A 25,081-nucleotide genomic window follows, 5' to 3' on the forward strand; every position below is an offset into this window, starting at 1 on the left:
TTTTCTATCCGGATGCGTACTTCCGCCGACGCGCCGGCGCGGTCACGCCGCCTCGTCCACCGGGTTTCCCTGGTCGATGATCTGCTCGGGTCCGCCTGTCTCGACCGCCTCCGGCTTGATCCGGAACCAGGTGACATACAGCGCAGGTAGGAAAATCAGCGTCAGGACCGTGCCGACGACAATGCCGCCCATCATCGCGTAGGCCATGGGTCCCCAGAAGACTTCACGCGAGATCGGTATGAGCGCCAGCGTCGCGGCCGCGGCCGTCAACATGATCGGCCGCATGCGATGTTCGGTCGCCTCGATCACTGCTTGCCAGGCTGGCGTGCCTTCGGCTTTCAGCTCTTCGATCTGAACGACCAGGATCACCGAATTTCGGATTAGGATTCCTGCCAGGGCGAGGATTCCGAGGATGGCCACGAACCCCAACGGGGCATGGCTGAGGACTAGCGCCGCCACAACGCCAATGAGGGCGAGTGGCGCGACGGCAAAGACCAGAAAGAGCCGATTGAAGCTTTGAAGCTGGATCATGAGAACCGTCGCCATGATGAAGAGCATCAGCGGAACGACCGCCGCGATCGGCCCCTGCGACTTCGCGCTTTCTTCGACCGTCCCGCCGACCGCGAGGGAATACCCGGGTGGGAGGCTCTCCGAAAACTTCTGGATCTCGGGTCCAAGCTGTTTGACGATGGTGTCCGGCTGGGTCGGCCCGGAAACCGCGGCCTTGACCGTGATGGTCGGAGTACGGTCCCGCCGCCATATTTTCGGCGGCTCGAGTTCATACCGCAGCGTGGCAACTGCCGAAAGGGGAACCGCTTTGCCGTTGGACGCGGGAACGAGCACGTTGCTTAGCGTTTCGAGCGAACCCCGTTCCGCGGCGTTTGCCCGGCCGACAACGTTGATCAGGTAGATGTCGTCCCTGATCTGCGTGACCGGCGCGCCTTCGACAACCGTATCGAGGGTGGTCGCGATTTCCTGGGACGTGACGCCGAGCTGGCGGGCCTTGTCCTGGAGAACGTCGATCTTGACGACGCGCTCGGGCTCGTTCCAGTCGAGAATCGTGTTGTGGAGCAGCGGATGCCTGCTGACCAGGCCGAGCAACTCCTGACCAAGTGATCTCAACTCGTCGATATCGGGCCCGCTGACCCGGTAGTGGATCGGTTTTCCGATTGGCGGCCCGATATCGAGGAGTTTTACGTAGGCATCGGTGCCGGGAAACATGTCCTTGAGATACTGCTGCAACTTGGGGCGCAACCTGTCGCGCGCCTCGAGGGACTTGGAGACGATTACCGTCTGTCCGAACGAGGTGTCCGGCGTCTGGACGTCGAACGCCAGGATGAAGCGGGGAGCTCCCGTGCCGACGTAGGTCGACCAGTGAGCGACGTCTTCGTTGCCCGAGAGGGTGTCCTTCTCGAACTTCTGCATCTGACGATTGATCTCCGCGAACGAGGTGTTGTGAGGCAGATTCCAGTCCACGATCAGTTCATGGCGATCGGAGTTCGGAAAGAACTGCTGCTGGACGAGGCTCATCCCGGCGATGGACAGTCCGAAAGCACCGACGGTAAGGGCGATCGTCACGCATCTCCACCGGACGGCTGCGGAAAGTACCCGCGAGAAAACTCGTGCGGCTATTCCCTTTCGCGCCTTGTGGCTTGCCATCGTCTTGGGAAGCAGGGTCACCCCGAGAAGTGGAGTGAAAAGGACAGCGACGATCCACGACACGACGAGCGATACCGCGATAACGACGAACAGCGTGAACGTGAACTCCCCGGCGGCGCTGCTGTTGAGGCCGATAGGGATGAAGCCCGCCACCGTCACCAGCGTCCCGGTCAGCATCGGGAACGCCGTTGTCGTGTACACGTGGGTCGCCGCCTTCCTGATGTTGTCGCCCGCCTCCAGCCTGGCGACCATCATTTCGACGGCGATCATGGCATCGTCAACAAGAAGTCCGAGGGCGATGATGAGCGCGCCGAGTGAAATACGCTGCATCGAGATGCCCGTGTATTCCATGAAAACGAAAGTTATCGCCAACACGAGCGGGATAGACACGGCCACCACGAGGCCCGCGCGCACGCCGAGGCTTATGAAGCTGATAAAAAGAACGATCACCACCGCCTCGAACAGGGCCCTGGTGAAACCGGACACGGCTTCTTCGACGACGGCAGGCTGGTCGGAAACCAGATGGACGTCCGCGCCCACGGGCATGTTCGCCTCTATCTGCGAAACCTTGTGCTTGAGCGCCTCGCCAAACTCCAGCAGGTTGGCTCCCGTACGCATGCCGATTGCCAATCCGAGAGCGGGCTCGCCGTTGTAACGGAACAGTGTGGCGGGAGGGTCGGCATAGGCTCGTCGGATCGTGGCGATCTCGCTCAACGGAAAAAAGCGGTCCCCGATCCGAAGGTTGATTGCACCGAGGCTCTTCTCGGATTCAAACGATCCGCTGACCCTGAGGGCAATCCTTTCGGCCCCGGACTCGATGACGCCCGAGTGCGTCAGCGCGTTCTGCGCCTGAAGCGTCTCGATCACGGTCTGACGATCCACGCCTAGCGCCGACAGCTTACGGGTGGAGAACTCGAGGTACACCACTTCGTCCTGAGCCCCGAGTATCTCCACCTTGCCGACGTTCGGCACCGTGAGAACCTGGGCTCGGGCGTTCTCGACGAGGTCACGCATCTCGCGCTGGGTCACGCCATCTGACGTGAAAGCGTAGATGTTGCCGAAAACATCGCCGAACCTGTCGTTGAAGAACGGACCCCGCACTCCGGCGGGAAGGGTCGCCTGGATGTCGCTGATCATATTCCTGACGAGGATCCAGTTCTTCTCGACCTCGCTCGCTTTTGTCGACGGGAGGATGTCCAGGAAAATGGTCGTCCTGCCGGATACCGTCATGCTGCGCGTGAAGTCGAGTGCCGGGAGTTCCTCTAGCTTCTTCTCGATTCTGTCGGTGACTTGCCTGGCCATTTCGTCGGCGGATGCGCCCGGCCATTCCGCTTGTATGATCATGGTCTTGATCGTGAAGGAGGGATCCTCCTCTCTCCCGAGCTTGATGTAGGAGAACGCGCCCGCGATCACGAATACGATCATGAAATACCAGACGAGCGATCTGTGCTCCAACGCCCAGTCGGATAGGTTGAACGACTTCATAGCTCGCTCCTCTTGGAAAGTCGGATGGCCTGGCCTTCCGCCAGTCTGTTTACTCCGGCCAAGACGACCCGCTCTCCGTCGTCGAGACCCTTCAGTACTGTCACCTCGTCTGTGGAAAGACTGGCCTCGTCTACCTCGATCACTCGTTTCGTGACGGTTCTCCTGTCCTTGTCCACGATCCACACGAAGACGCCGTCCCCCGTTACGACGGCCCGTCGAGGCACCGTAAACGGGGTACTGTCCGATGGTGCTAGATAGGCCGTCGCGACCGCACCGATGCGGAAACCGTTGCCCGGCGACAAAAGGGTGATGCGCACGCGGCGGGTTCTGGTGAGCGGGTCGGCCGACGGCGCGAGTTCCCGGACTACACCGCGCACCGCCATCTGATCGTCAAGCTGCAGCCTCAGGACAAAAGGGGTCCCGATCCTCAGCCCGCCGTACACCTCGTCGGGAACGTCGATCACGACCTCGCGCTCGTCCGGTTGGGCGACCGTGACGACGGGCGCTCCGGCGTCGGCGGTCTGCCCTACCTCGGCGGACGTCCTCGTGACGATACCGTCGAATTGCGCCCGTAACGTCGTGTAGTCGAGTTGTTCCCGCGCTTTTGCAAGGATGGCTTCCGCTTTGCCGACATTGGCTTGCGCAGACTTCAACGCCTGCTCGGCCTGTTCGAATATGGCGGTGATCCCGAGCCCGGCGTCCGCAAGTGTCCGCTGCCTGTTCCTCGTAACCTGAGCGTTGGCCATTCTGGCCTCCGCGTTTCGAAGATCGGCCTCTGCGGCGCTCACCTCGAGCGATTGCGAGGAAGATTCAAGGGTGGCCAGGACCTGACCGCGGGTCACGAAATCACCGACTTCGACCGGCCGGGAGTTGACGTTGCCGAGTATCCTGAACCCTAGATCGGAGGAGACGCGGGCCTCTACCACTCCCGGATATCCCCCGGCGCTTCGGCCGATACCGACGACTGCCGAAATGATGGGTCTGGGACCGCTTGTCTTCTTTTCCTGCCCTTGGTCCGAACACCCGGCAAGGGTGAGGACCGCCAGCAGGGTGACGGTTTTCTTGATTCTCATCTCTCTTACTCGGGTTTGACCAGGACCGCCCGGCCAGGGGAAAGAAACTTCCCGCCTTCGACGATCACAGCGTCGCCGACGGATATGCCGTCGGCGACTTCGACAGAGGACGTCCTGTGTTTGCCGATCGTGATCTTCCGGAGTGAAACGGTTTGCGTGCCCGGGTCCACGGTCCAGACCGCCGGAGCGTCGCCGACAACCGTGAGGGCCGACCACGGGACCTCGATCGTCGACCGTTGTGGAGATTCGAACGCACCGACGATCGGCGCGCCGAGCGGCCAGTTCTGCTCCTCGCCCATGTTGACCTTGACCTTGATCGTTCCGGTCAAGCCGTCGATGGTCGGCGAAATCTCGCGGACCGTTCCTGTGATCTCGCGTGTCGGGTCGGATATCAGACTGAGGGCGAGCCGATCTGCCGGGGGATAGCGGAGGTACAAAGCCTCCTGGACATCGAAGACGCCGTCACGCTGGCCGTTCCGCGCCAGCGTGAAAATGGGTTGGGCCGCTTTCGCGATTTGTCCGACCTCGGCGTTCCTGGCCGTGATGATGCCATCGGCATCGGCTGTCAGCTCAGTGTATCCGAATAGCTGACGGGCGTTATCCAGTTGCGCCGTGGCGGCGGCGACATTCTCCCTGGATGTCGCGAGGTCCTCTTGCGCCTGATCGATCGCCGCCTGGGTCGTTACGCTCGTCTTGCTGAGGTTACGCTGCCTTTCGAAAGCGAGGTCGGCCAATTTCAGTTGCGCCTCTGCCGACTCGAGATTGGCACGCGCGACGTTGATGTCCGCTTTCTGCTCTTCGGCATCCAACCTAGCGAGGAGGTCGCCCGCCCTCACCCGGTCTCCGACGTCAACGTGTCGTTCGACAATCCTCCCGTTCACGCGAAATGAAAGATCGCTCTGAACGCGGGCACGAACCTCCCCTGTCAGGTAGGTGGCCTCGACCGTCGAAGCCGGGCGGACCGTAACCGCCCGCACCACGATCGGAGGCGGCTCGGGCTCCGCTTTGCCTCCGACCACAGAGAGCGCCGTGAAGCTGGCTGCGATCAGGATGAACCCGATATTTTTGGACATAGTCGAACCTCGCGCGAAGTGACTTCGAACGTCGTTTGAGTGGCCGCTGTATCGCGGTGGTGATTTGGGACGTTCTGGGTCGGCCGCTGCGCGGCGTGTACCCCACTGTTCGCCCGATAGAGGCTGAGTTCGCAACGTAGCTGGTTTGGCCGTCACCCGTCGTCGTATTGCGGTCAAGGCTCGCTGCTGTCTCTACTGTGAATGGATTTTAGCGTCCCCTGCCCCAACGTGAAGATATACATCGGTTGGGGTTGTTTCGGCTATTCCGGAGCGTGGCACGGATATCCGCGAAAGGCTTAGGTGCGGCGCAGTCGTGTGACGATATCCCTTGCGATCGCTTCAAAAATCGCCTCTTCTTTGTCGAACGTCCTGCGAGGCCAGCAAGGCATGACGAGAGAAACACCCGAGGGAAGTGCCGCCGGAGAGGCTGCGACCCAGGGAAAATCCCTGGGCTCCGCGCTCGATGAAGTCGGCTGGACGCCCGTTGGGAAGCGAATCAAGGTGAAAACGGGCAAAGATCAGCCGCCTCTATCGAAACGCGATGGCGGTGCGGTTTGAACGCCTGATCTGGCGACTGGACGGGTAGCTCAGCGAGCTGGAACAGTGGTTGCTATTGCCGTGGACTTGGGCGGGGCAATCGACGCTCCAACGCCACGTCGCTGGCGCGGATGGCCCAGCCATCTCCCTTGAACGAGGCCGGAAAGACGTTGACGGAACGATGGAGATACCTCGACCTGTGACACGGAGGAAAGCGCTGCGCCTACATCCGGGACCTTTTCGCACGTAGGTTTCTCCGCTCTCCACTCGAAGAGCTGCGTGCCCTTGTTCTGGCCGTTTACGAACAAGTCGTCGTCGATCCCGACCGTGAAATCCGCATGGATCGGATCGGAAAAGCCGATGAAAAGCATCCTCTGGTGCCAGGTCGTCAGAGATGTTTGGTATTGGACTTCGACAAGAGCCACGGTGCCATCCCAATGCGCCCTTGCCAGAGGCGACCGGTCGGCACTCAGCGCCGCGTCCGAATAGGCGTAGATTTCCGGTAACGCGAAAAAAGCTTCGATTTCACGGGTGGTCTCACCCCCGAGATCCGGCTCGAGTTCGGTCTTCGAGCTGAGCGGACCGTACGAGAACTGGCGGCTGCATGAAGCTCCGATCGTTTCGGCGCTCTTGTAACAGAACGAGTTACGGCAGACCGCGATCTCGATCGAGGCTACTGTATCTGTCGAGCGACGCAGCTGCTGGATTCTGCCGTAAAGGTCGAACGCGTAGTCCCGATAGGATATCGCCGTCATGGAGCTGCCTCGTCGCTTTTCATTGGAGGGCGGAACGGCGGTCGCGACGCCATCGTCCCGGGTCCGCCGTTATGTGATGTCCAGATGATAAGGCTACTTGGCGGCCAGTCGATATATACGAGCGTTTAGGTTCGCCCCTGGCGAAAGGCTATCGGGCGATGCTCATTCCGCCGTCGACATGGAGATCGACGCCGTTCGCAAACTCGCTTCCGGGAAGACCAGGAAGATTGCCACATTGGCGATTTCCATCGGCTGGCCGAGCCGTCCGACAGGGATCGTGTTGGCCATTGCCTCCAGGAAAGCGGGCCGTTTCCGTTCACTTACTCCCAGCTTTGCCAGAATTTCGGTATCGACAGGCCCCGGGTTCAAAATGATCATTGTTCCGCGTTCAGACTGCGGATTAGTTTTTCTGGATGCCGATGAGGTGAAGCCGCGAAAAGCGCCGCCGCGGTTAGGCGACGGCGCGCGCGTGCCTCTTCAGGGCTGCGCCTTTACCGGCAGCCGGAATGGAGCGCCGAGCCGGTTGAAAGCGTTCATAGCTGCGATCGCGATCGTGAGATCGACCAGATCTTTGGGTTCGAATACCGCTGAGACGGCGGCGTAGGCTTCATCGGAAGCATGCGTCTCGCTGACAAGTGTGACCTCTTCGGCCCAGGCCAGCGCCGCGCGGTAGTTGTCGGGAAAAAGGTGCGGCACCTCCTCCCACACCGGGACCAGAGCGACCTTGTCAGCGGCCATAGTCTTGAGAAGGTCGCGGGTGTGCAGGTCGATGCAATGCGCGCAGCCGTTTATCTGGGAGACACGCAGGAACACCAGGTGGATAAGTTCCTCGGGAAGATTCGTGTTGTGTGAAACGTAATGATGGACCCCGAAAAGCGCTTTGGCTCCAGCGGGAGCTATTTCGTGCCAGTTGAGGCGTGTGGTCTGGTTCATGATGATCTCCTTGTACTGCGCCGATAGTCGGCACTGGTCCACTGACGAGACGACGATTGAAGGTGTGACATGTCGACGTTATTTATTTTCTGAACTTGATGTCGCTCGCGCAGAATGGTCGCTTCAGCATCAGGGAAGTTGAGTCCAAGGAACGCGATATGTGGCACTACGGCGATAGCGAGACGAACCAGGTTCAAAACAGTCGTGTGCTGACGACATCGCTTGAAGAAAGCTCCTCGGTGCCGCTTGAGGATTGGAAACTGAATGAATTTACGCTGCAGCGAAAACGCTTGCTGCGCCTCGGGTACCGTATGCTGGGATCGGTCACCGAGGCGGAAGATGTCCTGCAGGACGCATGGCTCCGTTGGGCACGCGCCGACGACGACATTCGCACCCCGACTGCCTACCTCACCCGTATTGTCACGCGGTTATGCCTCGATCGAATGAGGTCAGCGCGAGTGCGTCGCGAGGTCTATGTCGGTCCATGGTTGCCAGAGCCGCTGATTGAAACCGCCGACACGTACGAGGTCGTTCCCGACGATGTCACTGTTACGCTGATGCTGGCGTTGGAGCGACTTTCACCGCTCGAGAGGGCTGCTTTCCTGCTTCATGACGTATTCGACGTGGCGCTGACAGAGGTGGCGGTTGTGCTCGAGCGTGATCCGACCGCTGTTCGACAACTTGCTTCCCGGGCGCGTAAGAATGTTCAAAACGCACGTCCACGATACAATATCGGGGCAGCTGAGGCAGATGAAATCGCACGCGCCTTCTTTGCTGCGTCGCGCGACGGTGACGTCGCGGCGCTTTCGGAATTGCTGACGCGCGACGTTGAGATACACACCGACGGCGGCGGAAAGGTTCGCGCGTTCCGGGGCGTTATCTACGGCTTGGAGCGCGCACTGCGCCTCTTTGTTTCCGCTCGGAAAAAGGCCGTGCTTTCACCGACTTTCCTCCGAACCGTCACCATCGATGGCCTGACGGGATATGTGAGCCTCGACACGAATGGCGTATTGCAAACTACGGCTTTGGATATTCGCGATGGCAGGATTTTCGCGATCTATATCGTCAAAAATCCCGACAAGCTGACGCGTGTCAACATTTAGGGTCCGGCCAGGCTTTTCGCCCAAGGCTTCGCGTTTTCCTGTTTTCGATGGGAGCAGCTGGGCGCGACCGGTCTCCTGGCGGCATATCGCGATGAGTAATATACAATATTTGAGGTCAATCTCATGAGTAAACTCACGAAGGCGCTGAGCGAAGGAAAGCTCTATGTCTGCCTCAAATTAGAAGCCACCGAGTTCAAGCCCGTCTACAGGACCACTGAACTCCTCCCTGACTTCGATTTCATTCCGTACGACGGTGGAAGCGATAAGGACTACCCAGTCTGGCACGAATTTGATCTCTCGAACGAAGCGATTTTCATCCACAAGCTGATCCTAGACGACTACGGATTCTTTGTCGAAGATGACCCACATGATGATCCCGAATATGAGCTGCCCAAGGCAACGTCTGAAAGCACAGGGAGGCTTGCCTTGGAACTTCAAATGGCAGACCGTTTTGGGTGCCGAGCATTGGTGAGAGGAAGCCTGTCCGGAACTTCCATGGAAATGAATATGGAGGTGCGCTTCAATTTCACCATGTGCTCCTACTCGGGAGACAGCCGGCTTATCGGATATGCGGCCGAAGCGATCGCCGAAGGTTTTGCGTTCGAGGAGGAGGGAAAACTCAAGCAAGCGTTTTTCTCATACTTTTCGGCAATCGACAGCTTCATTGAGGCGGAGCGGGAGAAGCTCAACTCGGGGCTGCCAGAGAACAAGCGCACTAAGCCTGATATAAGACTGATAGAAAAACTGCAGGCGGTAGTTAAGGGTAACATGCCGCCGCCTATTGGCGGCCTCGACAAAGTGAAGATGTGGGGAGACGTTAAAAACGGCTTCGACAAATGTGAGAAGCTCCGAAATGCTATCGCACACAACACGAAAACGCACCCGATTACCCAGACCGACGTGGATCTGTGCTTTGCCGTATTTGCCATCATTGTGGCAATGGTGAAGGATAATCTCTACGACGAAAAACAGATCATTATGCATTACGGTGTCGGCGACGACTGATGCGATGCAGCGAGATTTACGCAGAATTTAATCTGTCGAACTGCGTTGGCCACGCGCTGCCCGCCTTCGATCGGTGGGTCCGGCACGCGGTCGGTATGCCGACCCGTGAGGATATCGACCGTAAGCGGCTGCCCGTCTTTGAGCGAGTTCGATTCTGTAAAGCGCCATAGAAGCATACAGCGACTTTCCGCGAAGCCACGGCCTACGACAACCCAGCATTGGCCGAGACGCATCGTGCGCTTGAGCCGGGTTCGGGCCATCTTCATGCCCGTCGATCACCAGCACAGCGCAGCGTATCGCATACGAGCGTATAATTACGCGCGAAACGCGTTTCTTTCATATCTGGAGCATTGACCAACGATCACGACGCCAAGCCGCTGATCGGGCCTTGACCGGAGATTGCAGGATGCGGCCACGTTTTGACATCGGTGACTGCCGAGACAGCCTTCTCACTTTGCGCCTGGTAGACGGATTCGTGATCGAATCCGGCGTGGATGAACGACTCATCGCGCTGATCGGCATTCGAGTTGCGCACATTGACGGTTGTGAAAGCTCCATCGATTTCCACGTCCAGAAGGCCCGAATGCTCGGCAAAGCCGAACCTTGGCTTTCAATGACTTCGCAGTGGCGAAGGGCGTCGATCTACAATCCTGTAGAGCGGGCCGTACTGGAGTTCACGGAGCTTCTGATGCAGACCGCCAACGGCATTCCGGATCAGGCTTATGACGCGATCCGGGATTTCTTCACGCCCAAGGATATCGCGCGCCTGATGGTCGCGGTGAGTGCAGCACGCATGTGGGATCAACTGGCACTGCTTGCGCGAAGCGATCCTCGATCCCGCAATACTGACATGGCAGCGGCGCGGCCTCAGTACTGAGCCGCGAACGGCTCCGGGGCGACTTGCCTCCGAGCCCGCGCACCTCACTCGAAATCTGTTCTCCGTTAGCAACACCCACGTCTTCGGGAGTGTAAAGACATGCGCTCGAACTATCCGGAGCAGAGACCTTCTGCCCCACTCATTCCGGCTTCCGTCTACTTCACCGTTATCTTGACGATGGCGGGGCTCGCTTCGGCGACGGTTTACATCGGCGCTACGGATAAGCCGCAACAGACGCGGGTATATCTGGCGGAGGACTTCACAAGCCTCCAGCCAAAGATATCCGGTCGCAAGGTTGCATCCGGTTCGCTGTCGGTGTCACCAGCAGCTACCCGAAAAATTGAAAAAGCCGCCTCGGGCGGTGGGGCCCAAGGCGTGATCGTGGTGGACCGTTCGTCCGCCGTGACCCTATCCGATATCGCCTCCCGTTAGTTCCACACTCACCCGCCATAGCCGCTCGGCAGCTTCGGGGTCGATGGCATACGGACGCACGCCTCTGCGCTCGGTCGCTTCGATCGCCGCGATGTCGCTGTTCTCACAATAGACGCCTCCCAGGCCATCGAGTAGCGGCGAGGTCGCACACCAGACGGTTGTCGCAGCGCCCTGGGCGAAATTCTTCATATCCGCCCCAGGGTCGATGATGGGCTGCCCATTCTGGTCAAGCGCGCCGAACCCGTCGATCTCTTGAGGCGACAGATGGCGGGCCAGCGGCCCGACGATCGAGCCGGGATGCACTGAAAACGCCCTGATGCCGTGAGTTCTCCCTCGAGCGTCGGCGGCGACGGCGAAAAGCGCGTTTGCGGTTTTCGACTGTCCGTAAGCTTGCCACTTGTCGTATGGCCGCTTTTCGAACCGCAAGTCGTCGAAATGAACACCGTCGATCAGGTGTCCTCGGGACGACAGGACAACGATCCGCGCACCCCTCGCGGCCTTGAGCGCTGGCCATAAGAGCGTCGCGAGCCTGAAATGGCCGAGATGGTTGGTGGCGAACTGGCCTTCGTTGCCGTCCTCGTCGCGAAAGAGCGGCGTCGCCATCACGCCCGCGCTCAGTATCAGGCGATGGATGGGGCGGCCCGTTTCCAGAAATCGCGTCACGAAGCGCTCCACGGACATGCTGTCCGTGAGTTCCATCTCATGGACTTCTGTCCTGGGGATGCCCTTGAGCGCGCTTTCGGCTTCCGCCACGCGCCTCGCGGGGACAACCACTTCGGCCCCTTTGGACACGAGAACCCGCGTCGTTTCGAGACCGAGCCCTGACGCGCCGCCCGTGACGAGGACGACCTTGCCTTGCAAGTCGATCCCATCGGCCACCAACTGAGCGGTAGCAGCCGGACCCCATTCGGTTCCGAGTGGTGTTTGAGCGTTGTTTTCCATGATTGCCTCGCTTTCGTCTGCCATCTGATATGGCAAATCGAGACAAGACAAACTATATTCAATACTCCTGTAATCTGTAGCGAACGTCCGGAATGTCGTCCGATCCCTTTTCAGACATCTTGCGGCTGACCCGCGCGCGTGGAGTTTTGTCGACAGGTCTCCGCGCGAAAGGACGCTTTGCTGTCCGCGTCGAAATGCACGACGGCATGAAATTCAACGCGGTCACGGAAGGCGCATGCTTCCTCGATGTGGATGGGCATGAAAGCTACAATCTTCAAAGCGGGGACTGCTTCCTGCTGACAAGGGCCACGCCCTTCACCGTTGGCAACGACCGTTCGAGTAGGGTGCTATCCGCGGAACGGGTATTTGCCGACGCCACCGCCGGCTTCGCGCAACTCGACAATGGCGTCGGGCCATCGGTGACATTCGTCGGCGGCAGGATGACATCGGACAGGAACATGGAGTTCCTCACCACGTCCCTTCCAGCGGTTCTCCTGTTGAGGGCCAGAACTGCGACCGCCGTATGGATAAGGGGGCTGCTGCTGCGGCTGGAAGCCGAATTGACCGAGGCACGCCCCGGGGCCGAGATCATATGTGAAGAGATCATGCATATGATCTTCGTGGAGATGATCCGGAGCCACGCCAATGACGGCCAGGCTGTCGGTTGGATTGCCGCCCTTTCCGATCCTCAAATCGTCAAAGCGCTCTCGGCCATGCATGCCGCACCCGGAAGACATTGGCGTGTCGGCGACTTGGCCTCGACAAGCGGTCTCTCGAGATCGCAGTTCGCCGTACGCTTCGCGCGGGTCGTCGGAGAACCTCCGCTGGAGTACCTTACGCGGTGGCGCATGACGCTGGCCCGCGAAGCGCTCAGAGATCGGATCGCAACGATCGCGCAGGTCGCCAACGACGTGGGCTACGGCTCGGAGGCGGCTTTCGGAGCCGCCTTCAAGCGCGTGTACGGAACCTCGCCGAGACGGTCCGTCGACGGCGATCGTGTGGTTGAGCGGCAACACGATGCCGCTCGGCTCGATAGCGGCCGGACCGCCGGGCGGATTTGATTGGGACCCGAGTGTGATGCGCGGTGGCGTCAGACTTTGATCTGCCGCTCCAACTCCGCCGAGGCGGTGGCATAGCGATTGCCACTAAGCGCCAGGCGAGCCGACTGGCTCGTGCACCACGGGTCGAAAAACATTGTCCCCATGCGATCCGGATGGGCCGGAACCAGGGATTCCTGTTCCAAGGGTGCCCCGAACCAGGTCGCCGTCTTGTCGGCGGCGACTACCCTCGTGTCGTTCGTGACGGAAAACGCCCTGCGCAGCCAGTGCGCGATGGCGTCGCGCTCGGGGCCCGCGATCTGAACCACCGCATTTCTCGGCTTTTCCAATGCGATCTCGGCCAGAATACTTCCCACATCGTCGGCGGCGATAGGCTGCAGAAGCGCGTCGGGGGGATTTACCGAGTTCTGCTTTGCGAACCCCCCGGAAATGGTGGGCAGGAACTCGAAAAACTGGGTGGACCTGACGATCGTGAAAGGGGTCCCGGAAGATTGGGCCACCTGCTCCTGGCGCGCCTTGGCGGCGTAGTATGGGTTGCCGGGCAGATGATCTACTCCCACGATCGACAACGTCACATGGTGCTTGACGCCCGCCTCCATCTCCGCCTTCGCGACGTTCCTTCCCGAAACGACGAAAAAGTCCCGAAGCGTCTCCTCGTCGAACGAGTGGACATCCGACGCATCGACGACGACGTCCGCCCCGGAGATGGCCTGCAGGAGCCCCTCCCCGGTGGTCGTGTTGACTCCGGTTCGGCGGGAAGCCGCGACGACCTCGACGTCGAGACCCTTCAGACTTTCGACAACCCTCGCTCCGATCATGCCGCTTCCGCCGAGCACGACCACTTTCGAGAATTCGGACATTTTAAATACTCCTGTGACTGATGATTGTGTCTTGGTGGGCATCTCGCAAAATGCCGTAGGTCCGGCGGATCACACGCCGCTCCTCAGGATAATGAGTTGATCGATGAGGTTGTCGCTGAGCACGAAGTAAAAGAGCATGATCAGCGGTTCGGGCAGGCCGGGGGCATTGAAATCGCCCGTGATTTTCGCCGAAACGATCGCACCGGAGGGCCGGAGTCGGGTATCCAGGATCGCCGCACGAACATGAAAGCCGATGATGTCCTGTTCGGCCCAGCCGATGATCTCTTCGATCCCGGACAGTTCCTGCATCTGGTCGTTGATGACCGCATCACTGGCGAAGCCCCTGACAACTCCGGCGAGATCTTCGTCGTTCAGGGCGGTAAAGAAATCGTCGATCGTCTCCGGCAGTACCTGCACCGGGCGGATGACCTGTAAGTTTTGTGGTTGTCGGTAGGCCATCGATCTGTCTCCGGGCTTCTATGCCCTGAGGAATACTCCAGCTCCGTCGATCCAACGCAGTTAATGCTCGTTAAGTTTCGTTATATGACTGATTTACCTCGGCTATATCGAAAGATCAGGGATAAGGCGCGTTTTGCGGTTTCAGTTTGTTTCCGCACTCCAACAAAACTTCAGGCCTCCAACATACCTTTTCGCATTCCAACGTCTCTAAACTCGCCGACACGAACTCTCTCGCCGAAAGTGATGTGGTCAACAGCGAGGAGATTCAGACATGCAACTCAGCACCGACATCCATATGGCCAGCCAGTCGCCCGCACCGCAGCAGACTGTCCATCTGGTCGAAAGCGACCTCGCAAGCCGCGCCGCAGTGGCCCGCTTGCTTCGTGACAACGGCTACGACGTGGCTGAATATGACGATAGCGAAGAATTCGCTTCCGTTTCAGATGGGCCCCGCGCCGGGTGCGTCGTGATCAGCGCGGATCAGGGCAGCATGGATTGCGGTATGATCCGGGACCAGCCCGGCGCTCCCCTCCCCGTCATCTATGTCAGTCAGGTGGACGATGTTCGCGCCAGCGTCGAAGCGATGAAATCCGGTGCGGTGGACTTCCTGCTCAAGCCGATTGACAAGCACGCCTTGCTTCGGGCCGTCGCAGCGGCGTTCGAGCTGGACCATCGGGAACGGAGCGCCTTCATCGCCCGCCAGTCGATCAGGTCCTGCGCAGTCAGCCTCACCCCCCGGGAACGCCAGGTTTTCGAAGCCGTCACGAGCGGCCTGATGAACAAGATTATCGCTTATGACCTCGGTATCAGCGAGATCATGGTCAAGGTTCATCGCGGGAGGGTAATGCGGAAAATGAACTCGCGCGCATTGCCGGACCTTGTCAGGAAGTACGACATCCTTCAGCAGACATTCGCTGAATCGACAGAGCGGCGAAAGATTACGGCCCTCAACTAGACGCGTATTGCTATGCATACTTTGGTTTGCATCGCGCAACGTCGCGCGGGGGCGTATCTTGGCAAAGCGCCCTCGGGAATCCAGAGGCCGCAGTGTTCAACAGCGGCCGCGTCCAACCTGTAAGAATCGGTCGCCTCCGCCGGGAAACCCGGCTGCTGCGGGAGATCGCGAATGTCCTACAGGTTCGGGTCGTTCAGGCTTCTGCCGATAGAACGACGACTGGAACGCGACGGCGTTCCAGTGTCGATCGGAAGCCGTGCGTTCGACCTTCTGTCGGTTCTCGTGGAAAACGGCGGTACTGTTGTCTCCAAGCGCGATCTGACCGCCAGAGCCTGGCCGGATACCGTCGTCGACGAGGTGAGCCTGCGGGTGCATATCTCGGCACTGCGGAAATCGCTCGGGACGAATGATAGCGGCGCGGCGTTTATCAGCAACGTGTCCGGTCGCGGCTACATGCTTTCGGCGGAAATCGAGAGCGACATCGCACGAAGTGACACAGTTGCGGCACCGATAGCGAAAAACGAAAATCACCTTCCCCCGCCGCTCTTCAGAATGATCGGGCGGGAGGCGGCATTGGAAGAAACTTGCGAGCGTCTCGTATCCCATCGGTTCGTCACCGTTCTCGGCGCGGGTGGAATGGGCAAGACCACGCTCGCGATCGCCGCGGCTCACAAGATGTCGGATGGTTTCCGGGACGGTGTTCTTTTTGTCGATCTCGCTCCGGTGACGGATGGAGCCTTGGTCGCGACAACCGTCGCCTCCCATCTCGGCGTCGCAGCTCCCGCGCAGGCGGCCGTTGCCGTGGTCTGCAATTTCCTCAAGGAGAAAAGAATCCTCCTTCTCCTCGACAACTGCGAGCATGTCATCGAAGCCGCGGCCGCGTTGGCGGAACGGGCGCACCGTTACTGCCCGGAGCTTTGCATCCTCGCGACCAGTCGCGAAGCGCTGCGGGTCGAAGGCGAGCAAGTCTACAAGATCGCTCCTTTGAGGACGCCAGCCCCTGACGTGGTCGGCGATGACAGCCGCCGTTTTCCGGCGGTACAGTTGTTTCTCGACCGGATGGCGGCGGCAGGTGGCGCGACCGAGCTCGGGCGAGGTGAAATCGATCTTGCAGCGGAGATATGCCGCAGGCTCGACGGGATGGCTCTCGCCCTTGAGCTGACGGCGGCGCGCGCCGCGTCTCACGGCCTTTCCCGGACACTCGAGTTGCTCCAGCAGAGGTTTGGAATCCATTGGGGCGGCCGTCGGACCGCGCTTCCACGTCACCAGACCGTGCTGGCCCTGCATGATTGGAGCTATAACCTCCTGTCACCGGACGAAAAGCTGGTCCTGCGGAGAGCCGGATGGCTGAGCGGGCCGTTCACCGCCGAGGCGGCGTCGAAAATATCTCGGATCGAGACCGACGACGTGCTCGACTCGCTGGCGGACAAATCGCTGATCTCCCGTGTCCTGAGCGCAAACGGCGCGCTGAGATACAGGCTGGCGGAAACGACGAAAGCATACGCGCTCGACAAGCTACACTGCGACGCGCCGGAGGTAGAGCGCGTGGCGCGCGCCCATGCGGAGTATTTCCTCGATCTACTCAGGGCCCATGCCCGAAAGGCGGACCCGTTTCATCTGAGCGGTCTATCGAAAACCTTTCCCGAGGCGTTGGCGAACGTCAGAAGCGCGATCGATTGGTGTTACAGCGAGTCTGGTGACCCGGAGCTCGGAGCCCAACTCGTCGCCTATTCGTCCCCGCTGTTCCTGGAGCTATCCCTTCTCGAGGAATGTTTCAGGTGGAGCGATCGGGCGCTCTCGTCGCTTCCTTCGGTGATAATCGACGAGGTCGCGGAGGCTCTGCTGCATCAGGCGCGTGCGGTTTCGGGAATCATCGTCAGAGAGGCGCGGGATATCGTCACGGCTTCGTTCGAACGCGCCCTGGACATCGCAGACAACCTCGGCAATCTGAGGCTCAGGCTCGAAATCATCGCGGGCTTCAACATTTTCCTCATGCGGGCGGGAAACTGCTACGCCGGCGCGCGCATAGTCGATGCCGCCGAGACAGCATGCATGGGATCGTCCGACGTCGTCGCCAGGCGGCTTGTGCTCTGGATGAAGGGCATCTGCCATGCCTACAACGGTGACTTCATCGCTGCCCGCGGGGTCCTCGAAGAATCATGTCCGGTCGGCGGCTCAGTCGATCTCGATCTGACACTCGTGGTGTTCACCCAATTCATTCGGGCAAAGGTCCAGCTCGCGCGCGTACAGCTCTTCCAGGGCGACGGCAGGCGGTCGGAAATCACCGCTCGCGACGCGATCGACAGCGCCGCCGCTTACAGCCATCCCATTCCGCTTTGCATCGCTCTCGCATACGCCGCTTCAAATGCCATCTGGAAAGGCGATCTGGCGGTCGCCAACGGCATGATCGAAAGGTTGGCCGAAGTTTCTGAACGACATTCCCTTGCCGCGTTCCATGCGGTCAGCAAAGGGCTTCGCGGGGAAATCCGCGTGCACCAGGGCTCTGCGGCGGAAGGCGTGACGATGCTGGTAAGCGCGATCGACGTCATGACATCCCGAAACCACGATCATATGCTGGTGAGCTTTTATGCTGCCTTAGCAGAAGCATATGCCGCCCTCGGGGAAGTATCGCACGCAACGCGGCACATCGAGACCGCGATCAGCACCGCGCGGACTGGCGGAGAGATATTCCAGATGTCCGATCTCCTGCGAATAAGGGGCACGTTACTGATTTCAGGCCCCCTCGAAGGGCACATCGCCGAGGGCAACGCGGACCTCAGAAAGGCTTACGAGACGGCCCGCGACAGCGGAAATTCGCTTCACGAGTTACGAGCCGCCACAACGCTCAGACGGATGCTGAACCCAGCGGAAGCCGAAGAGATGTTCGACGAGACGCTGGCAAAGCTTCCTCATGAGGAACGGGTTTTCTACATGGACCTCGTCCAATGCCCACCTTATGGCGGCGGTCAGAGCTTCGACGGCCAGGTGCCGCGCTCGAGCGAGATCAGCGCCGTTTCGACAGACCTGTCTGAAAGTGCATGAGGGACCTCGACCTACAGTCGCTCCGGTGCGTTATCGCGCTGAGTGCGAGCCGTAATTTTCGCGTCGCGGCTGCCCAGCTCGACATCTCCCGATCGGCGCTCAGTCGCGCCGTGGCCAGGCTCGAGGCTGATCTCGGGGTGCGTCTGTTCAGGCGGACTACGCGAAGCGTGTTCCTCACGGATGAGGGCGAGGCCTTTCTGTCGGAGATACATGGTGCCGTTGGCACGATCGACGGAGCGATCGACCGATTGAACCGCTTCCGCTCGACGCCGAGGGGAACGCTCCGCATCAGTACGAGTGAAGGGATGGCTCTTCAGTTGATGCGGCCGATGTTCCTGGCGTTCCTGGCCGCCCACCCCGAAATGTCCCTCGACATCGTTGCCGACGGCAAGTTCGTCGATATCGTAGCGGAGGGTTTCGACGCTGGAATACGGTTCGCCGAAGCGGTCCCCCGTGACATGATCGGCGTGAAGATCGGCTCGGACCGATACGAGATGGCGGTCGTCGCGTCTCCGAAATATCTGGACCGCTTGGCGCGTCCCTCCAGCCCTCACGATCTTTCGAGACATGACTGCATACGCCTCAGGATGCCGGGTGGCGCGATGTACGCGTGGGAGTTTTCCGGGTTAAACGGTGCGTTCTCGGTGCAGGTACCCGGCCGCCTCACAGTCAACTCCTATGCGCTGGCCATAGAAGCGGCGCTCGGAGATCATGGGATTGCCTATACGGGCTATCCTCTCGTCAGAAAGCACGTGGCGGACGGACGACTTTGCAGACTGCTGGAGGAATGGACGCCTCCGTTCCCCGGCCTACAGCTTTACTATCCGATGAGAAGCGATCTCTCGGCGGGGTTGAAGGCGTTCGTCGATTTTGTGAGACGACACACCCATGGGACCACGCCTTGAGTGCCCTCCTCGATCAAGCGAAACCGAATTCCGCCCGTATCAGCTTCTCGTAAGCAGGCTCTCCGGCAGTGCGGCGCGAGTGGACGAGATGCTGGATACCCGGTCCATGGAAGTAGCGCAGCTGTTTCTTGCCGTCGGTTGACGCCTCCCAGACGACATCGGCGATCTCTAAGGCCGTGGATCGCTCCCAGGACAACTCGTCCATGCGTCGACGGATTTTCAGCTGAAACTCCGCGTAGTCATGGGGAGGTATGTTGACCGTGGCTTGCCCGGCGATCTTCTGGAGAAACGGGGTCTCGATCCCACCTGGCTCGATGAGCTTGATGCCGATGCCCAATCCGTCAAGCTCGTACCAGATCGACTCCGTGAAGCCCTCGAGCGCGAACTTTGTCGAAAGGTAGATCGAAGTCGCGGGAAGCCCGATGATCCCGCCGCCGGAGCTGATATTGACGATCGTGCCGCGGCCCACGTCCCGCATGCGCGGGAGAACGGCACGTATGACGTTCATGACGCCGAAGACGTTCACCTCGAAATTGGCCCTGATGCGATCGTCTTCGATCCCTTCGAAAACTCCGAACTCGCCGAACCCGGCGTTGTTTACGACAACATCGATAGCGCCATGACGCTCGTAAGCGATTGCGAGCGCCCGTTCGATCGAGTGCTTGTCGGTGACATCGAGAGGTAGGATCGAGAGGTCCGCGGTCTCCGCCTCTCCGTACGTCTCCGGGATTCTCAAGGTCGCGATGACCTGCCAGCCCTTTTTCAGGAAAAGCTGGCAAATGGCCTTCCCGACGCCGGACGATGCTCCGGTAACGAAGATTTTCTTTCGATCACTCATATCCTGCTTCCTCATTGGTGAGCTGGAAGGTAGCGGTCGAAAGCGTACGAGAGAATGCCATTCAAATGGCATGACCCGGTGACGATATCGGGACAATCGATTCCGTCCCGATATCGGTGCAGCGTGATTAGCGCCTATCTAAGCGGTTTATTGAAGGTCCCGGCTTTGACCTGGAACATCGATGAGAACCCCTCGGCGTACTCCTGCTCGTTGAGACGGCCCTTTCCGTCCTTGTCCAGTTCGCTCCACGTTTTCTGAACGTCGGACGCGCTTGCCTGATAGCCGTCGGATCTGACCTGTGTCTTGGCGTCGATGTACTCTTTCTGGTCGACGAAACCATCGCCATTCGTATCGTCACGTTCGAAGTTGCTTTTGGCGAGCCGGGCGAGGAACGCGGCTGCGATCTCGTTGTTTCCGAAGCCGCTGCCAGAGCTGCTGATTGTCGGCGCTGGTCGCTCTTCGGGTGCCTCGGCGTTGTCTTTGATTTTCGCTTTGGGTACGAAAAGTTGGTAGATGTCTGAAGCTGATCCTACTCGCATGGAATCTCCATCTCCGGTTGCGGGACATCTGTCGCTTCCCGGGCTTGCGCGAAGCTGGGGCGATCCGTGCTGAAAGCATGCTTTCCGCTCACGACCGAACACTGCGAAACTCAGGCCCGCTCCGAGGTACCATGACGGGGGGCGCAGGAGACGTTTGGTTGGTCAGAAGCGGAGATGATCGGCCGGCCATTCGCGGAGATCTTTACGGAGGAGGATCGAGCGGCAGACATTCCGGCTTTGGAAGTGCGTAAAGCCGCGACAGAAGGCGTAGCGGTCGATAGGCGATGGCACCAGACAGCGGACGGATCTAAGGTGTTTCTCGACGGAACCCTTCGCCCGCTTCCAAGCCGCGGTGCTTCATCGATTTCAGGGTTTATCAAGGTCGCGCGGAATGCGACGAGACAAAAAGTTGCGGAAGACCGGCAGCTGTCACTTCTGGAGCTGGGCGACAAAATCCGCGAGCTGCACGGTGTCACTGATGTGGCATTTGCCGCAGCCGAGATCATGGCGCGCAATCTGGCAGGCGCCACAAGAGCAGGCTACGGCGTTGTGGATCCCATTGCCGAGACCGTTGAAATGCTGCCAGACTGGCGAGCAGAAGGAGTCTCTTCCGTCGCTGGCCTACACCAGTTTCGAAACTACGGGTCGTACATCGAGGATCTCAAGCGCGGCGAGACGGTTATTATCCCAGACGTGGCGAAAGATCCCCGGACGTCAGACTCGGCAGCGCTGTTTCGTTCGATCGGAATATCGGTTCTCGTCAATGTCCCGATCATCGAGCACGGTGCGTTTGTTGGAGTGATGTACGTTCATTACGACAGGCCCCATGACTTCACGACGGAAGAGCGCGATTTCGTGCGCACGATCGCCGATCGCACGCGTGAAGCCATCTCCAGGATCCGCGCCGAACAGGAACAGCAAGTTCTGAACCACGAAATCAGTCATCGCCTGAAGAACACGATGGCTATGGTCCAGGCGATTGCGACGCAGACCTTGCGGCCAGTGACAGATCGAGGGCCAGTCGAGGCATTTACCAACCGTCTCCACGCGCTCTCCAAAGCGCACGAGGTTCTGCTCGGGCAGGATTGGTCTTCCGCGCGTATGGTGGCCGTCATTGATTCCGTCCTGCGTCAGCTGTCATTGCCCGAGCGTTACTCGATGTCAGGTCCAGACCTGGAGCTAGGACCGCGCTCGGCTCTTTCGCTGGCTCTTTTGATGCATGAACTCGGCACCAACGCCCTGAAATATGGCGCATGGTCGAACGATACGGGCACGGTTACGGTTCGCTGGACAACGCAGGAGGGCAACGGAGACACGGCGCTTGTTCTCGACTGGAACGAGCATAATGGCCCCTCGGTCGTGGCTCCTTCGGGTAAAGGTTTTGGCTCAAAACTTATACGACTTGGATTGATGGGAACAGGCGGCGCAGAGATCAATTACGATCCGGATGGATTGCGAGTGACGATGCAGGCATTGGTTTCGCAGCTGAGGCAATCATGATGATGACTGACCTCACGAAAAACGTTGCAATCATCCTGGTAGTTGAAGACGAGCCGCTGTTGCGTCTGGCTGCGGTCGACCTCGTCGAAGCGGCAGGATATGATGCGGTAGCCGCGGCAGAAGCCGTGGCTATTTTGGAGGAACGCAACGATATCCGCATTGTGTTCACTGACGTCGATATGCCGCGCGGCGTCGATGGGATGCGCCTTGCGGCCATTATTCGCGACAGGTGGCCGCCGATCAAGGTGATCGTGGTTTCGGGACATATCGAAGACCCTGGCGACCGGATTCCTGCCGAAACAGTGTTCTTCGTCAAACCCTATCGGGAAGAGCAGATCGTCGAAACGATCAGGCAGATGTTGGGATAGTTTAGGCACGGCCCCCCAAATGTTCGTTTCGAGAGCGACGATGCTCACGAGTCTCTTGTGACAGGCACTCAACAGCCCACAGCCATATCCCGATATAAAGTCGTTCGCGAAGAATGAGATGTCGAACCGGCCGAGCTGCAGAGAGAATCCAAAAACAGCCTTTAGCGAGGCCTACAGTGATCATATCAGGCGTTTCTCGCGCTCAGAAGTCTTTCCCGACCACGTGACCTCTCGCGGCCCGATTCGTTCGGTCCGGATCGCTGACTGCGATTGCGGTGAAGAAAGCGCAGTATGGCAGTGCTTTGCAAGTTTCTACAACCATCCGGCATGCCGGACGATCTATGTTCAGCAATCGATAACCGTCGCAAATGAAAATTCTCATTTGGAACGCGCGATCCGTTGTTACGTAACGTTTGAAGCCTACGTTACAGTTCCAACGACAATTTCCGCGACCATCATGGATCACATTCTCGCTCTCGCGGATCGGGGACGTGGGGTCGCACTCCTGCCGAGTTTTGCTGTTTCGAGACAGCTGGCCCAAAGAGATTTCGGGGAGGGCGAGCATTGTGATCGACGCCAGCGCAGTACGCGGCGGCATAGGAAACAAGCTCGGCAAGTTCAGCGTCGAGAACCCGCTTGGAGATGACGCCCAAAGCGCCTGACACACCGTTAGCAACCTATTCCGGGTTGCCTGTCATAAAGATCACGGTCTTGCCGGCTGCCGCCAGTTCGGCGCCGATGTCCGGACCGGTCTTGCTGTCGCGCAGGTTAACGTCAACGAGAGCGATATCGGTCTCATCGAATAGGTCTACCGCGTCTTGCCGGCATGCAGCCATACCGCAAACGTCGAAGCCGGCCGATATCACGGCATCCTCGATCATCATTGCAATGAGATACTGATCTTCAACAATCAGAACTTTTTGACAGGGCTTCAGATTTTCCAACAGCCGCCCTTTCTCTTCATGCCCGATGTTCGGGCGCAAAATGTCCGCACCAGTCGTTGGTGGCGACCACAGGCCACAAGCCGCGCTCGTTAGCGTCAGGCTGCGTGACCGGAGGGTTGAAACGACAGAGACCGCCATCATCGGTATGTTGGCGCTCGGTGCCATGGTCTTCGAAAAATGCACATTCGTTGCAAGCTGCTTTATCGTGGTCCATTGCGTTCTCTCCTACGCTAGAAACATGCGGCGAGAGTAAAACGCGCGAAACCGCAAAAAGATCTCTGGAAGTAAGTCGCGTGGGCGATTTTTTAGATCGCTTCGACGGGCAGTTGGTTTGGCGGCCCATCAGCAGCCAAAGGCTCATGGGCAACATCTTTCTGGAATGTCTCATCACAGAGCTTCGCCGCCTGGTCTGCGTTCATGATACCGTACGGGAGAGTGCTGCCGTCGGCTTGAGGCACTGAAACCTCCACAAGCGTCTTCTGCGTCATCGTATAATCCTCTTTTGAATCGAAAAGGGCCGAGGTGATACCCCGACCCTTTCTGCCAACCTCCGCCTGGAGTCCATGACCAGTTGGGGGCGAAGCGGTTTGCGCCGTTAGCGAACGACGCGGCCTTCAGCCATCGGCTCGCCGATGGAAAGGGCCTTGGAGAACGGTACGAGCTGGTAAAGGGCCGACAGGCCAACCAGGACGTAAACGATCTTCGAAAGAACAGCCTGCTGGCCGCCAAACAGAGCGGCAACAAGGTCGAAGTCGGCAATGCCGACGAGCAGCCAGTTGATACCGCCGACAATGATCAGAAGCAGGGTAACGAGGTTGAGTGCGCGCATTTTTCTAGATCCTTTGATATCGCCCGGTTCATAATGGCGTGATCATCGTTAAGTTCCGCAGGTTTAGCGGCGCTCTCGTTTTCGTTACATCACCTGCGGCTGGGCCAAACGCAGCGCTCGCAGCCGCTCGTTCTTTTCAGCGCGCTCGGCGGCTTCTCTGGCAAGAATATTTTTGGCAGTCAGCGTGGTCAGCGCGAGCTTGTCTTCAGCAGACACGCGCTCAGGCTTAAAGAAGGTTTCAGCGGATATGGTCATGGTGCCCTCACAAGAATTCGCGTCGTGAATGGGCGGAAAGGGAAACTGTTCCCTATAGACTGAATTAAAATTGGTTAGCGATCGCTACGTTGTCAAAGATCGGAGGTGGAAGACGAGACCATCTAGCCTTTCACGTTCGATCTTAATCAAGTGGCCGCCCTTAAATTGAAACCGATGGACCGACGATGCCTGGAACAGGCTGTTGTCATTACCGTTAGGAGGTTGCGCAGTGCGTCCCGCGCTGCTGGGGCCCCTAAATGCGTAAACGCGTCGCCATCGTCGGGTCGGGCCCGACAGCCTTGTATGCCCTGCAAGATCTCATAAAGGCCAAGTCCCCATTGGCAATCGTTATTTTCGAAGCCTCGGACGTCGCCGGCAAGGGGACGCCCTACCAACGAGGGATCAACGGTCCTGCGATGCTGTCAAATATTCCAAGCATCGAAATCTCGGATCTTCCCGACACCCTTGTTGCCTGGCTCGCCAAACAACCCGAGGAATACCTGTCGGAATTCGAGATTGAACGCATCAACATATCTGATCGTGCGTTCTACCCTCGTGTCGTGTTGATTTCCACTGAGAGCTGACCCGGCGCAGCCCGATATTTCCATTGAGAATTGACCCATGTTTCAACCGTCCCTCGCATGTTTTCAGCGGG

At 59.1% G+C, this 25,081-nt stretch carries 28 protein-coding genes and 1 pseudogene; 13 read left to right on the plus strand and 16 right to left on the minus strand.

From position 1 onward, the window contains the following. Window positions 1-42: 42 nt before the first annotated feature. Genes FHW37_RS31785 through FHW37_RS31795 form a run of 3 tightly spaced genes read right to left on the minus strand, consistent with a single transcriptional unit; the run spans window position 43 to window position 5,278 of the window. Window positions 43-3,144 (minus strand): efflux RND transporter permease subunit, encoded by a 3,102-nt coding sequence (locus FHW37_RS31785; RefSeq protein WP_145643571.1) that lies wholly within the window; start codon window positions 3,142-3,144, stop codon window positions 43-45. Further along, window positions 3,141-4,217: an efflux RND transporter periplasmic adaptor subunit gene (locus FHW37_RS31790; protein WP_145643572.1), complete on the minus strand. Its 1,077-nt coding sequence runs from the start codon at window positions 4,215-4,217 to the stop codon at window positions 3,141-3,143. The genes FHW37_RS31785 and FHW37_RS31790 overlap by 4 nt, the downstream gene beginning before the upstream one ends. Window positions 4,218-4,222: 5 nt before the next feature. Then, a complete protein-coding gene (locus FHW37_RS31795) occupies window positions 4,223-5,278 on the minus strand; it encodes an efflux RND transporter periplasmic adaptor subunit (RefSeq protein WP_432442918.1) in 1,056 nt (351 codons plus the stop codon). Window positions 5,279-5,605: 327 nt separating this feature from the next. On the opposite strand from FHW37_RS31795, the gene FHW37_RS31800 reads away from it, so the two are divergent. Continuing rightward, complete coding sequence (locus FHW37_RS31800) at window positions 5,606-5,848, plus strand: hypothetical protein (RefSeq protein ID WP_145643574.1); 243 nt, start codon at window positions 5,606-5,608, stop codon at window positions 5,846-5,848. Window positions 5,849-5,877: 29 nt separating this feature from the next. Here FHW37_RS31800 and FHW37_RS31805 read toward each other — a convergent pair whose 3' ends face one another. From FHW37_RS31805 to FHW37_RS31815, 3 genes are all read right to left on the minus strand, one after another. Then, window positions 5,878-6,582, minus strand: a complete 705-nt coding sequence (locus FHW37_RS31805) for a hypothetical protein (protein ID WP_145643575.1) — start codon at window positions 6,580-6,582, stop codon at window positions 5,878-5,880. Window positions 6,583-6,744: 162 nt separating this feature from the next. Then, on the minus strand, window positions 6,745-6,960 hold the full coding sequence (locus FHW37_RS31810) for an SDR family oxidoreductase (protein WP_246691038.1): 216 nt from the start codon (window positions 6,958-6,960) through the stop codon (window positions 6,745-6,747). 99 nt (window positions 6,961-7,059) lie between these two features. After that, the gene (locus FHW37_RS31815; RefSeq protein WP_145643576.1) at window positions 7,060-7,515 is read right to left on the minus strand and encodes a carboxymuconolactone decarboxylase family protein; all 456 of its coding nucleotides are present in this window, start codon (window positions 7,513-7,515) and stop codon (window positions 7,060-7,062) included. Between the two features lie 98 nt (window positions 7,516-7,613). Here FHW37_RS31815 and FHW37_RS31820 point away from each other — a divergent pair, with 98 nt between their 5' ends. The 4 genes from FHW37_RS31820 to FHW37_RS31835 all read left to right on the plus strand — a co-directional run bounded on the left by FHW37_RS31820 (window position 7,614) and on the right by FHW37_RS31835 (window position 10,932). Beyond that, entirely contained in the window at window positions 7,614-8,618 is a 1,005-nt protein-coding gene (locus FHW37_RS31820; protein WP_246691039.1) for a sigma-70 family RNA polymerase sigma factor, read from the plus strand. A 123-nt stretch (window positions 8,619-8,741) separates the two neighbouring features. Further along, window positions 8,742-9,623, plus strand: coding sequence for a hypothetical protein (locus FHW37_RS31825; protein ID WP_145643577.1), 882 nt, complete (start codon window positions 8,742-8,744; stop codon window positions 9,621-9,623). 406 nt (window positions 9,624-10,029) lie between these two features. Further along, window positions 10,030-10,500: a carboxymuconolactone decarboxylase family protein gene (locus FHW37_RS31830; protein WP_145643578.1), complete on the plus strand. Its 471-nt coding sequence runs from the start codon at window positions 10,030-10,032 to the stop codon at window positions 10,498-10,500. 99 nt (window positions 10,501-10,599) lie between these two features. Further along, on the plus strand, window positions 10,600-10,932 hold the full coding sequence (locus tag FHW37_RS31835) for a hypothetical protein (protein ID WP_145643579.1): 333 nt from the start codon (window positions 10,600-10,602) through the stop codon (window positions 10,930-10,932). Here the strand turns inward: FHW37_RS31835 and FHW37_RS31840 are convergent. Continuing rightward, entirely contained in the window at window positions 10,909-11,874 is a 966-nt protein-coding gene (locus tag FHW37_RS31840; protein ID WP_145643580.1) for an SDR family NAD(P)-dependent oxidoreductase, read from the minus strand. The two genes, FHW37_RS31835 and FHW37_RS31840, sit on opposite strands and share 24 nt — an antisense overlap. Window positions 11,875-11,966: 92 nt before the next feature. On the opposite strand from FHW37_RS31840, the gene FHW37_RS31845 reads away from it, so the two are divergent. Then, window positions 11,967-12,935 carry an AraC family transcriptional regulator gene (locus FHW37_RS31845; RefSeq protein WP_145643581.1) on the plus strand — a complete coding sequence of 323 codons (969 nt, stop codon included), beginning with the start codon at window positions 11,967-11,969 and terminating at the stop codon, window positions 12,933-12,935. A gap of 29 nt (window positions 12,936-12,964) precedes the next feature. Here the strand turns inward: FHW37_RS31845 and FHW37_RS31850 are convergent, their stop codons facing one another. Together FHW37_RS31850 and FHW37_RS31855 are read right to left on the minus strand one after the other, a co-directional pair. Further along, on the minus strand, window positions 12,965-13,792 hold the full coding sequence (locus FHW37_RS31850; RefSeq protein ID WP_186458503.1) for an SDR family oxidoreductase: 828 nt from the start codon (window positions 13,790-13,792) through the stop codon (window positions 12,965-12,967). Between the two features lie 69 nt (window positions 13,793-13,861). Then, a complete protein-coding gene (locus tag FHW37_RS31855; protein ID WP_145643583.1) occupies window positions 13,862-14,251 on the minus strand; it encodes a nuclear transport factor 2 family protein in 390 nt (129 codons plus the stop codon). Window positions 14,252-14,522: 271 nt separating this feature from the next. On the opposite strand from FHW37_RS31855, the gene FHW37_RS31860 reads away from it, so the two are divergent. The 3 genes from FHW37_RS31860 to FHW37_RS31870 all read left to right on the plus strand — a co-directional run bounded on the left by FHW37_RS31860 (window position 14,523) and on the right by FHW37_RS31870 (window position 19,153). Further along, window positions 14,523-15,206, plus strand: a complete 684-nt coding sequence (locus tag FHW37_RS31860; protein WP_145643584.1) for a response regulator transcription factor — start codon at window positions 14,523-14,525, stop codon at window positions 15,204-15,206. 171 nt (window positions 15,207-15,377) lie between these two features. Continuing rightward, entirely contained in the window at window positions 15,378-18,248 is a 2,871-nt protein-coding gene (locus FHW37_RS31865) for an ATP-binding protein (protein ID WP_145643585.1), read from the plus strand. Further along, window positions 18,245-19,153, plus strand: a complete 909-nt coding sequence (locus tag FHW37_RS31870) for a LysR family transcriptional regulator (protein ID WP_145643586.1) — start codon at window positions 18,245-18,247, stop codon at window positions 19,151-19,153. Before FHW37_RS31865 ends, FHW37_RS31870 begins: the two co-directional genes overlap by 4 nt. 13 nt (window positions 19,154-19,166) lie before the next feature. On the opposite strand, the gene FHW37_RS31875 is transcribed toward FHW37_RS31870, so the two are convergent. Both FHW37_RS31875 and FHW37_RS31880 read right to left on the minus strand, forming a co-directional pair. Beyond that, on the minus strand, window positions 19,167-19,991 hold the full coding sequence (locus tag FHW37_RS31875) for an SDR family oxidoreductase (RefSeq protein ID WP_186458504.1): 825 nt from the start codon (window positions 19,989-19,991) through the stop codon (window positions 19,167-19,169). 134 nt (window positions 19,992-20,125) lie between these two features. Beyond that, window positions 20,126-20,530 (minus strand): EF-hand domain-containing protein, encoded by a 405-nt coding sequence (locus FHW37_RS31880; RefSeq protein WP_145643588.1) that lies wholly within the window; start codon window positions 20,528-20,530, stop codon window positions 20,126-20,128. Window positions 20,531-20,680: 150 nt separating this feature from the next. Between FHW37_RS31880 and FHW37_RS34635 the strand changes: the two are divergent. The 3 genes and pseudogenes from FHW37_RS34635 to FHW37_RS31890 form a co-directional block, all read left to right on the plus strand. Further along, window positions 20,681-21,409 (plus strand): annotated as a pseudogene (locus FHW37_RS34635) (GAF domain-containing protein); the annotation flags it as partial. Beyond that, a complete protein-coding gene (locus tag FHW37_RS31885; RefSeq protein WP_348642858.1) occupies window positions 21,386-22,030 on the plus strand; it encodes a sensor histidine kinase in 645 nt (214 codons plus the stop codon). The pseudogene FHW37_RS34635 and the gene FHW37_RS31885, both read left to right, overlap by 24 nt. Continuing rightward, window positions 22,027-22,398 carry a response regulator gene (locus FHW37_RS31890; protein ID WP_432442916.1) on the plus strand — a complete coding sequence of 124 codons (372 nt, stop codon included), beginning with the start codon at window positions 22,027-22,029 and terminating at the stop codon, window positions 22,396-22,398. Before FHW37_RS31885 ends, FHW37_RS31890 begins: the two co-directional genes overlap by 4 nt. 677 nt (window positions 22,399-23,075) lie before the next feature. Here the strand turns inward: FHW37_RS31890 and FHW37_RS33850 are convergent. From FHW37_RS33850 to FHW37_RS33860, 5 genes are all read right to left on the minus strand, one after another. Beyond that, window positions 23,076-23,342 (minus strand): hypothetical protein, encoded by a 267-nt coding sequence (locus tag FHW37_RS33850; protein WP_246691041.1) that lies wholly within the window; start codon window positions 23,340-23,342, stop codon window positions 23,076-23,078. 16 nt (window positions 23,343-23,358) lie between these two features. Continuing rightward, entirely contained in the window at window positions 23,359-23,556 is a 198-nt protein-coding gene (locus FHW37_RS34365) for a hypothetical protein (RefSeq protein ID WP_145643597.1), read from the minus strand. A 91-nt stretch (window positions 23,557-23,647) separates the two neighbouring features. Continuing rightward, window positions 23,648-23,830: a hypothetical protein gene (locus FHW37_RS33855; RefSeq protein WP_186458505.1), complete on the minus strand. Its 183-nt coding sequence runs from the start codon at window positions 23,828-23,830 to the stop codon at window positions 23,648-23,650. A gap of 107 nt (window positions 23,831-23,937) precedes the next feature. Further along, window positions 23,938-24,171, minus strand: coding sequence for a DUF378 domain-containing protein (locus tag FHW37_RS31905; RefSeq protein WP_145643589.1), 234 nt, complete (start codon window positions 24,169-24,171; stop codon window positions 23,938-23,940). 84 nt (window positions 24,172-24,255) lie between these two features. Beyond that, a complete protein-coding gene (locus FHW37_RS33860) occupies window positions 24,256-24,426 on the minus strand; it encodes a hypothetical protein (protein WP_186458506.1) in 171 nt (56 codons plus the stop codon). Between the two features lie 257 nt (window positions 24,427-24,683). On the opposite strand from FHW37_RS33860, the gene FHW37_RS31910 reads away from it, so the two are divergent. Continuing rightward, complete coding sequence (locus tag FHW37_RS31910) at window positions 24,684-25,010, plus strand: FAD/NAD(P)-binding protein (protein ID WP_145643590.1); 327 nt, start codon at window positions 24,684-24,686, stop codon at window positions 25,008-25,010. Window positions 25,011-25,081 lie beyond the last annotated feature (71 nt).

The sequence above is a fragment of the Neorhizobium alkalisoli genome, from assembly GCF_007829835.1.
Taxonomy (GTDB): Bacteria; Pseudomonadota; Alphaproteobacteria; order Rhizobiales; family Rhizobiaceae; genus Neorhizobium.

Bases quoted from the DNA above. Each gene is read 5' to 3' on its own strand.
- FHW37_RS31790 (WP_145643572.1), bottom strand. From the start codon at position 4,217: ATGAGAATCAAGAAAACCGTCACCCTGCTGGCGGTCCTCACCCTTGCC.
- FHW37_RS31880 (WP_145643588.1), bottom strand. From the start codon at position 20,530: ATGCGAGTAGGATCAGCTTCAGACATCTACCAACTTTTCGTACCCAAA.
- FHW37_RS31860 (WP_145643584.1), top strand. From the start codon at position 14,523: ATGCAACTCAGCACCGACATCCATATGGCCAGCCAGTCGCCCGCACCG.
- FHW37_RS31830 (WP_145643578.1), top strand. From the start codon at position 10,030: ATGCGGCCACGTTTTGACATCGGTGACTGCCGAGACAGCCTTCTCACT.
- FHW37_RS31840 (WP_145643580.1), bottom strand. From the start codon at position 11,874: ATGGAAAACAACGCTCAAACACCACTCGGAACCGAATGGGGTCCGGCT.
- FHW37_RS31850 (WP_186458503.1), bottom strand. From the start codon at position 13,792: ATGTCCGAATTCTCGAAAGTGGTCGTGCTCGGCGGAAGCGGCATGATC.
- FHW37_RS31865 (WP_145643585.1), top strand. From the start codon at position 15,378: ATGTCCTACAGGTTCGGGTCGTTCAGGCTTCTGCCGATAGAACGACGA.
- FHW37_RS31855 (WP_145643583.1), bottom strand. From the start codon at position 14,251: ATGGCCTACCGACAACCACAAAACTTACAGGTCATCCGCCCGGTGCAG.
- FHW37_RS31825 (WP_145643577.1), top strand. From the start codon at position 8,742: ATGAGTAAACTCACGAAGGCGCTGAGCGAAGGAAAGCTCTATGTCTGC.
- FHW37_RS31815 (WP_145643576.1), bottom strand. From the start codon at position 7,515: ATGAACCAGACCACACGCCTCAACTGGCACGAAATAGCTCCCGCTGGA.
- FHW37_RS33855 (WP_186458505.1), bottom strand. From the start codon at position 23,830: ATGACGCAGAAGACGCTTGTGGAGGTTTCAGTGCCTCAAGCCGACGGC.
- FHW37_RS31845 (WP_145643581.1), top strand. From the start codon at position 11,967: ATGTCGTCCGATCCCTTTTCAGACATCTTGCGGCTGACCCGCGCGCGT.
- FHW37_RS31890 (WP_432442916.1), top strand. From the start codon at position 22,027: ATGATGATGACTGACCTCACGAAAAACGTTGCAATCATCCTGGTAGTT.
- FHW37_RS34365 (WP_145643597.1), bottom strand. From the start codon at position 23,556: ATGGACCACGATAAAGCAGCTTGCAACGAATGTGCATTTTTCGAAGAC.
- FHW37_RS31805 (WP_145643575.1), bottom strand. From the start codon at position 6,582: ATGACGGCGATATCCTATCGGGACTACGCGTTCGACCTTTACGGCAGA.
- FHW37_RS31875 (WP_186458504.1), bottom strand. From the start codon at position 19,991: ATGAGTGATCGAAAGAAAATCTTCGTTACCGGAGCATCGTCCGGCGTC.
- FHW37_RS31820 (WP_246691039.1), top strand. From the start codon at position 7,614: ATGTCGCTCGCGCAGAATGGTCGCTTCAGCATCAGGGAAGTTGAGTCC.
- FHW37_RS31785 (WP_145643571.1), bottom strand. From the start codon at position 3,144: ATGAAGTCGTTCAACCTATCCGACTGGGCGTTGGAGCACAGATCGCTC.
- FHW37_RS31870 (WP_145643586.1), top strand. From the start codon at position 18,245: ATGAGGGACCTCGACCTACAGTCGCTCCGGTGCGTTATCGCGCTGAGT.
- FHW37_RS31835 (WP_145643579.1), top strand. From the start codon at position 10,600: ATGCGCTCGAACTATCCGGAGCAGAGACCTTCTGCCCCACTCATTCCG.
- FHW37_RS31810 (WP_246691038.1), bottom strand. From the start codon at position 6,960: ATGATCATTTTGAACCCGGGGCCTGTCGATACCGAAATTCTGGCAAAG.
- FHW37_RS33860 (WP_186458506.1), bottom strand. From the start codon at position 24,426: ATGACCATATCCGCTGAAACCTTCTTTAAGCCTGAGCGCGTGTCTGCT.
- FHW37_RS31910 (WP_145643590.1), top strand. From the start codon at position 24,684: ATGCGTAAACGCGTCGCCATCGTCGGGTCGGGCCCGACAGCCTTGTAT.
- FHW37_RS31905 (WP_145643589.1), bottom strand. From the start codon at position 24,171: ATGCGCGCACTCAACCTCGTTACCCTGCTTCTGATCATTGTCGGCGGT.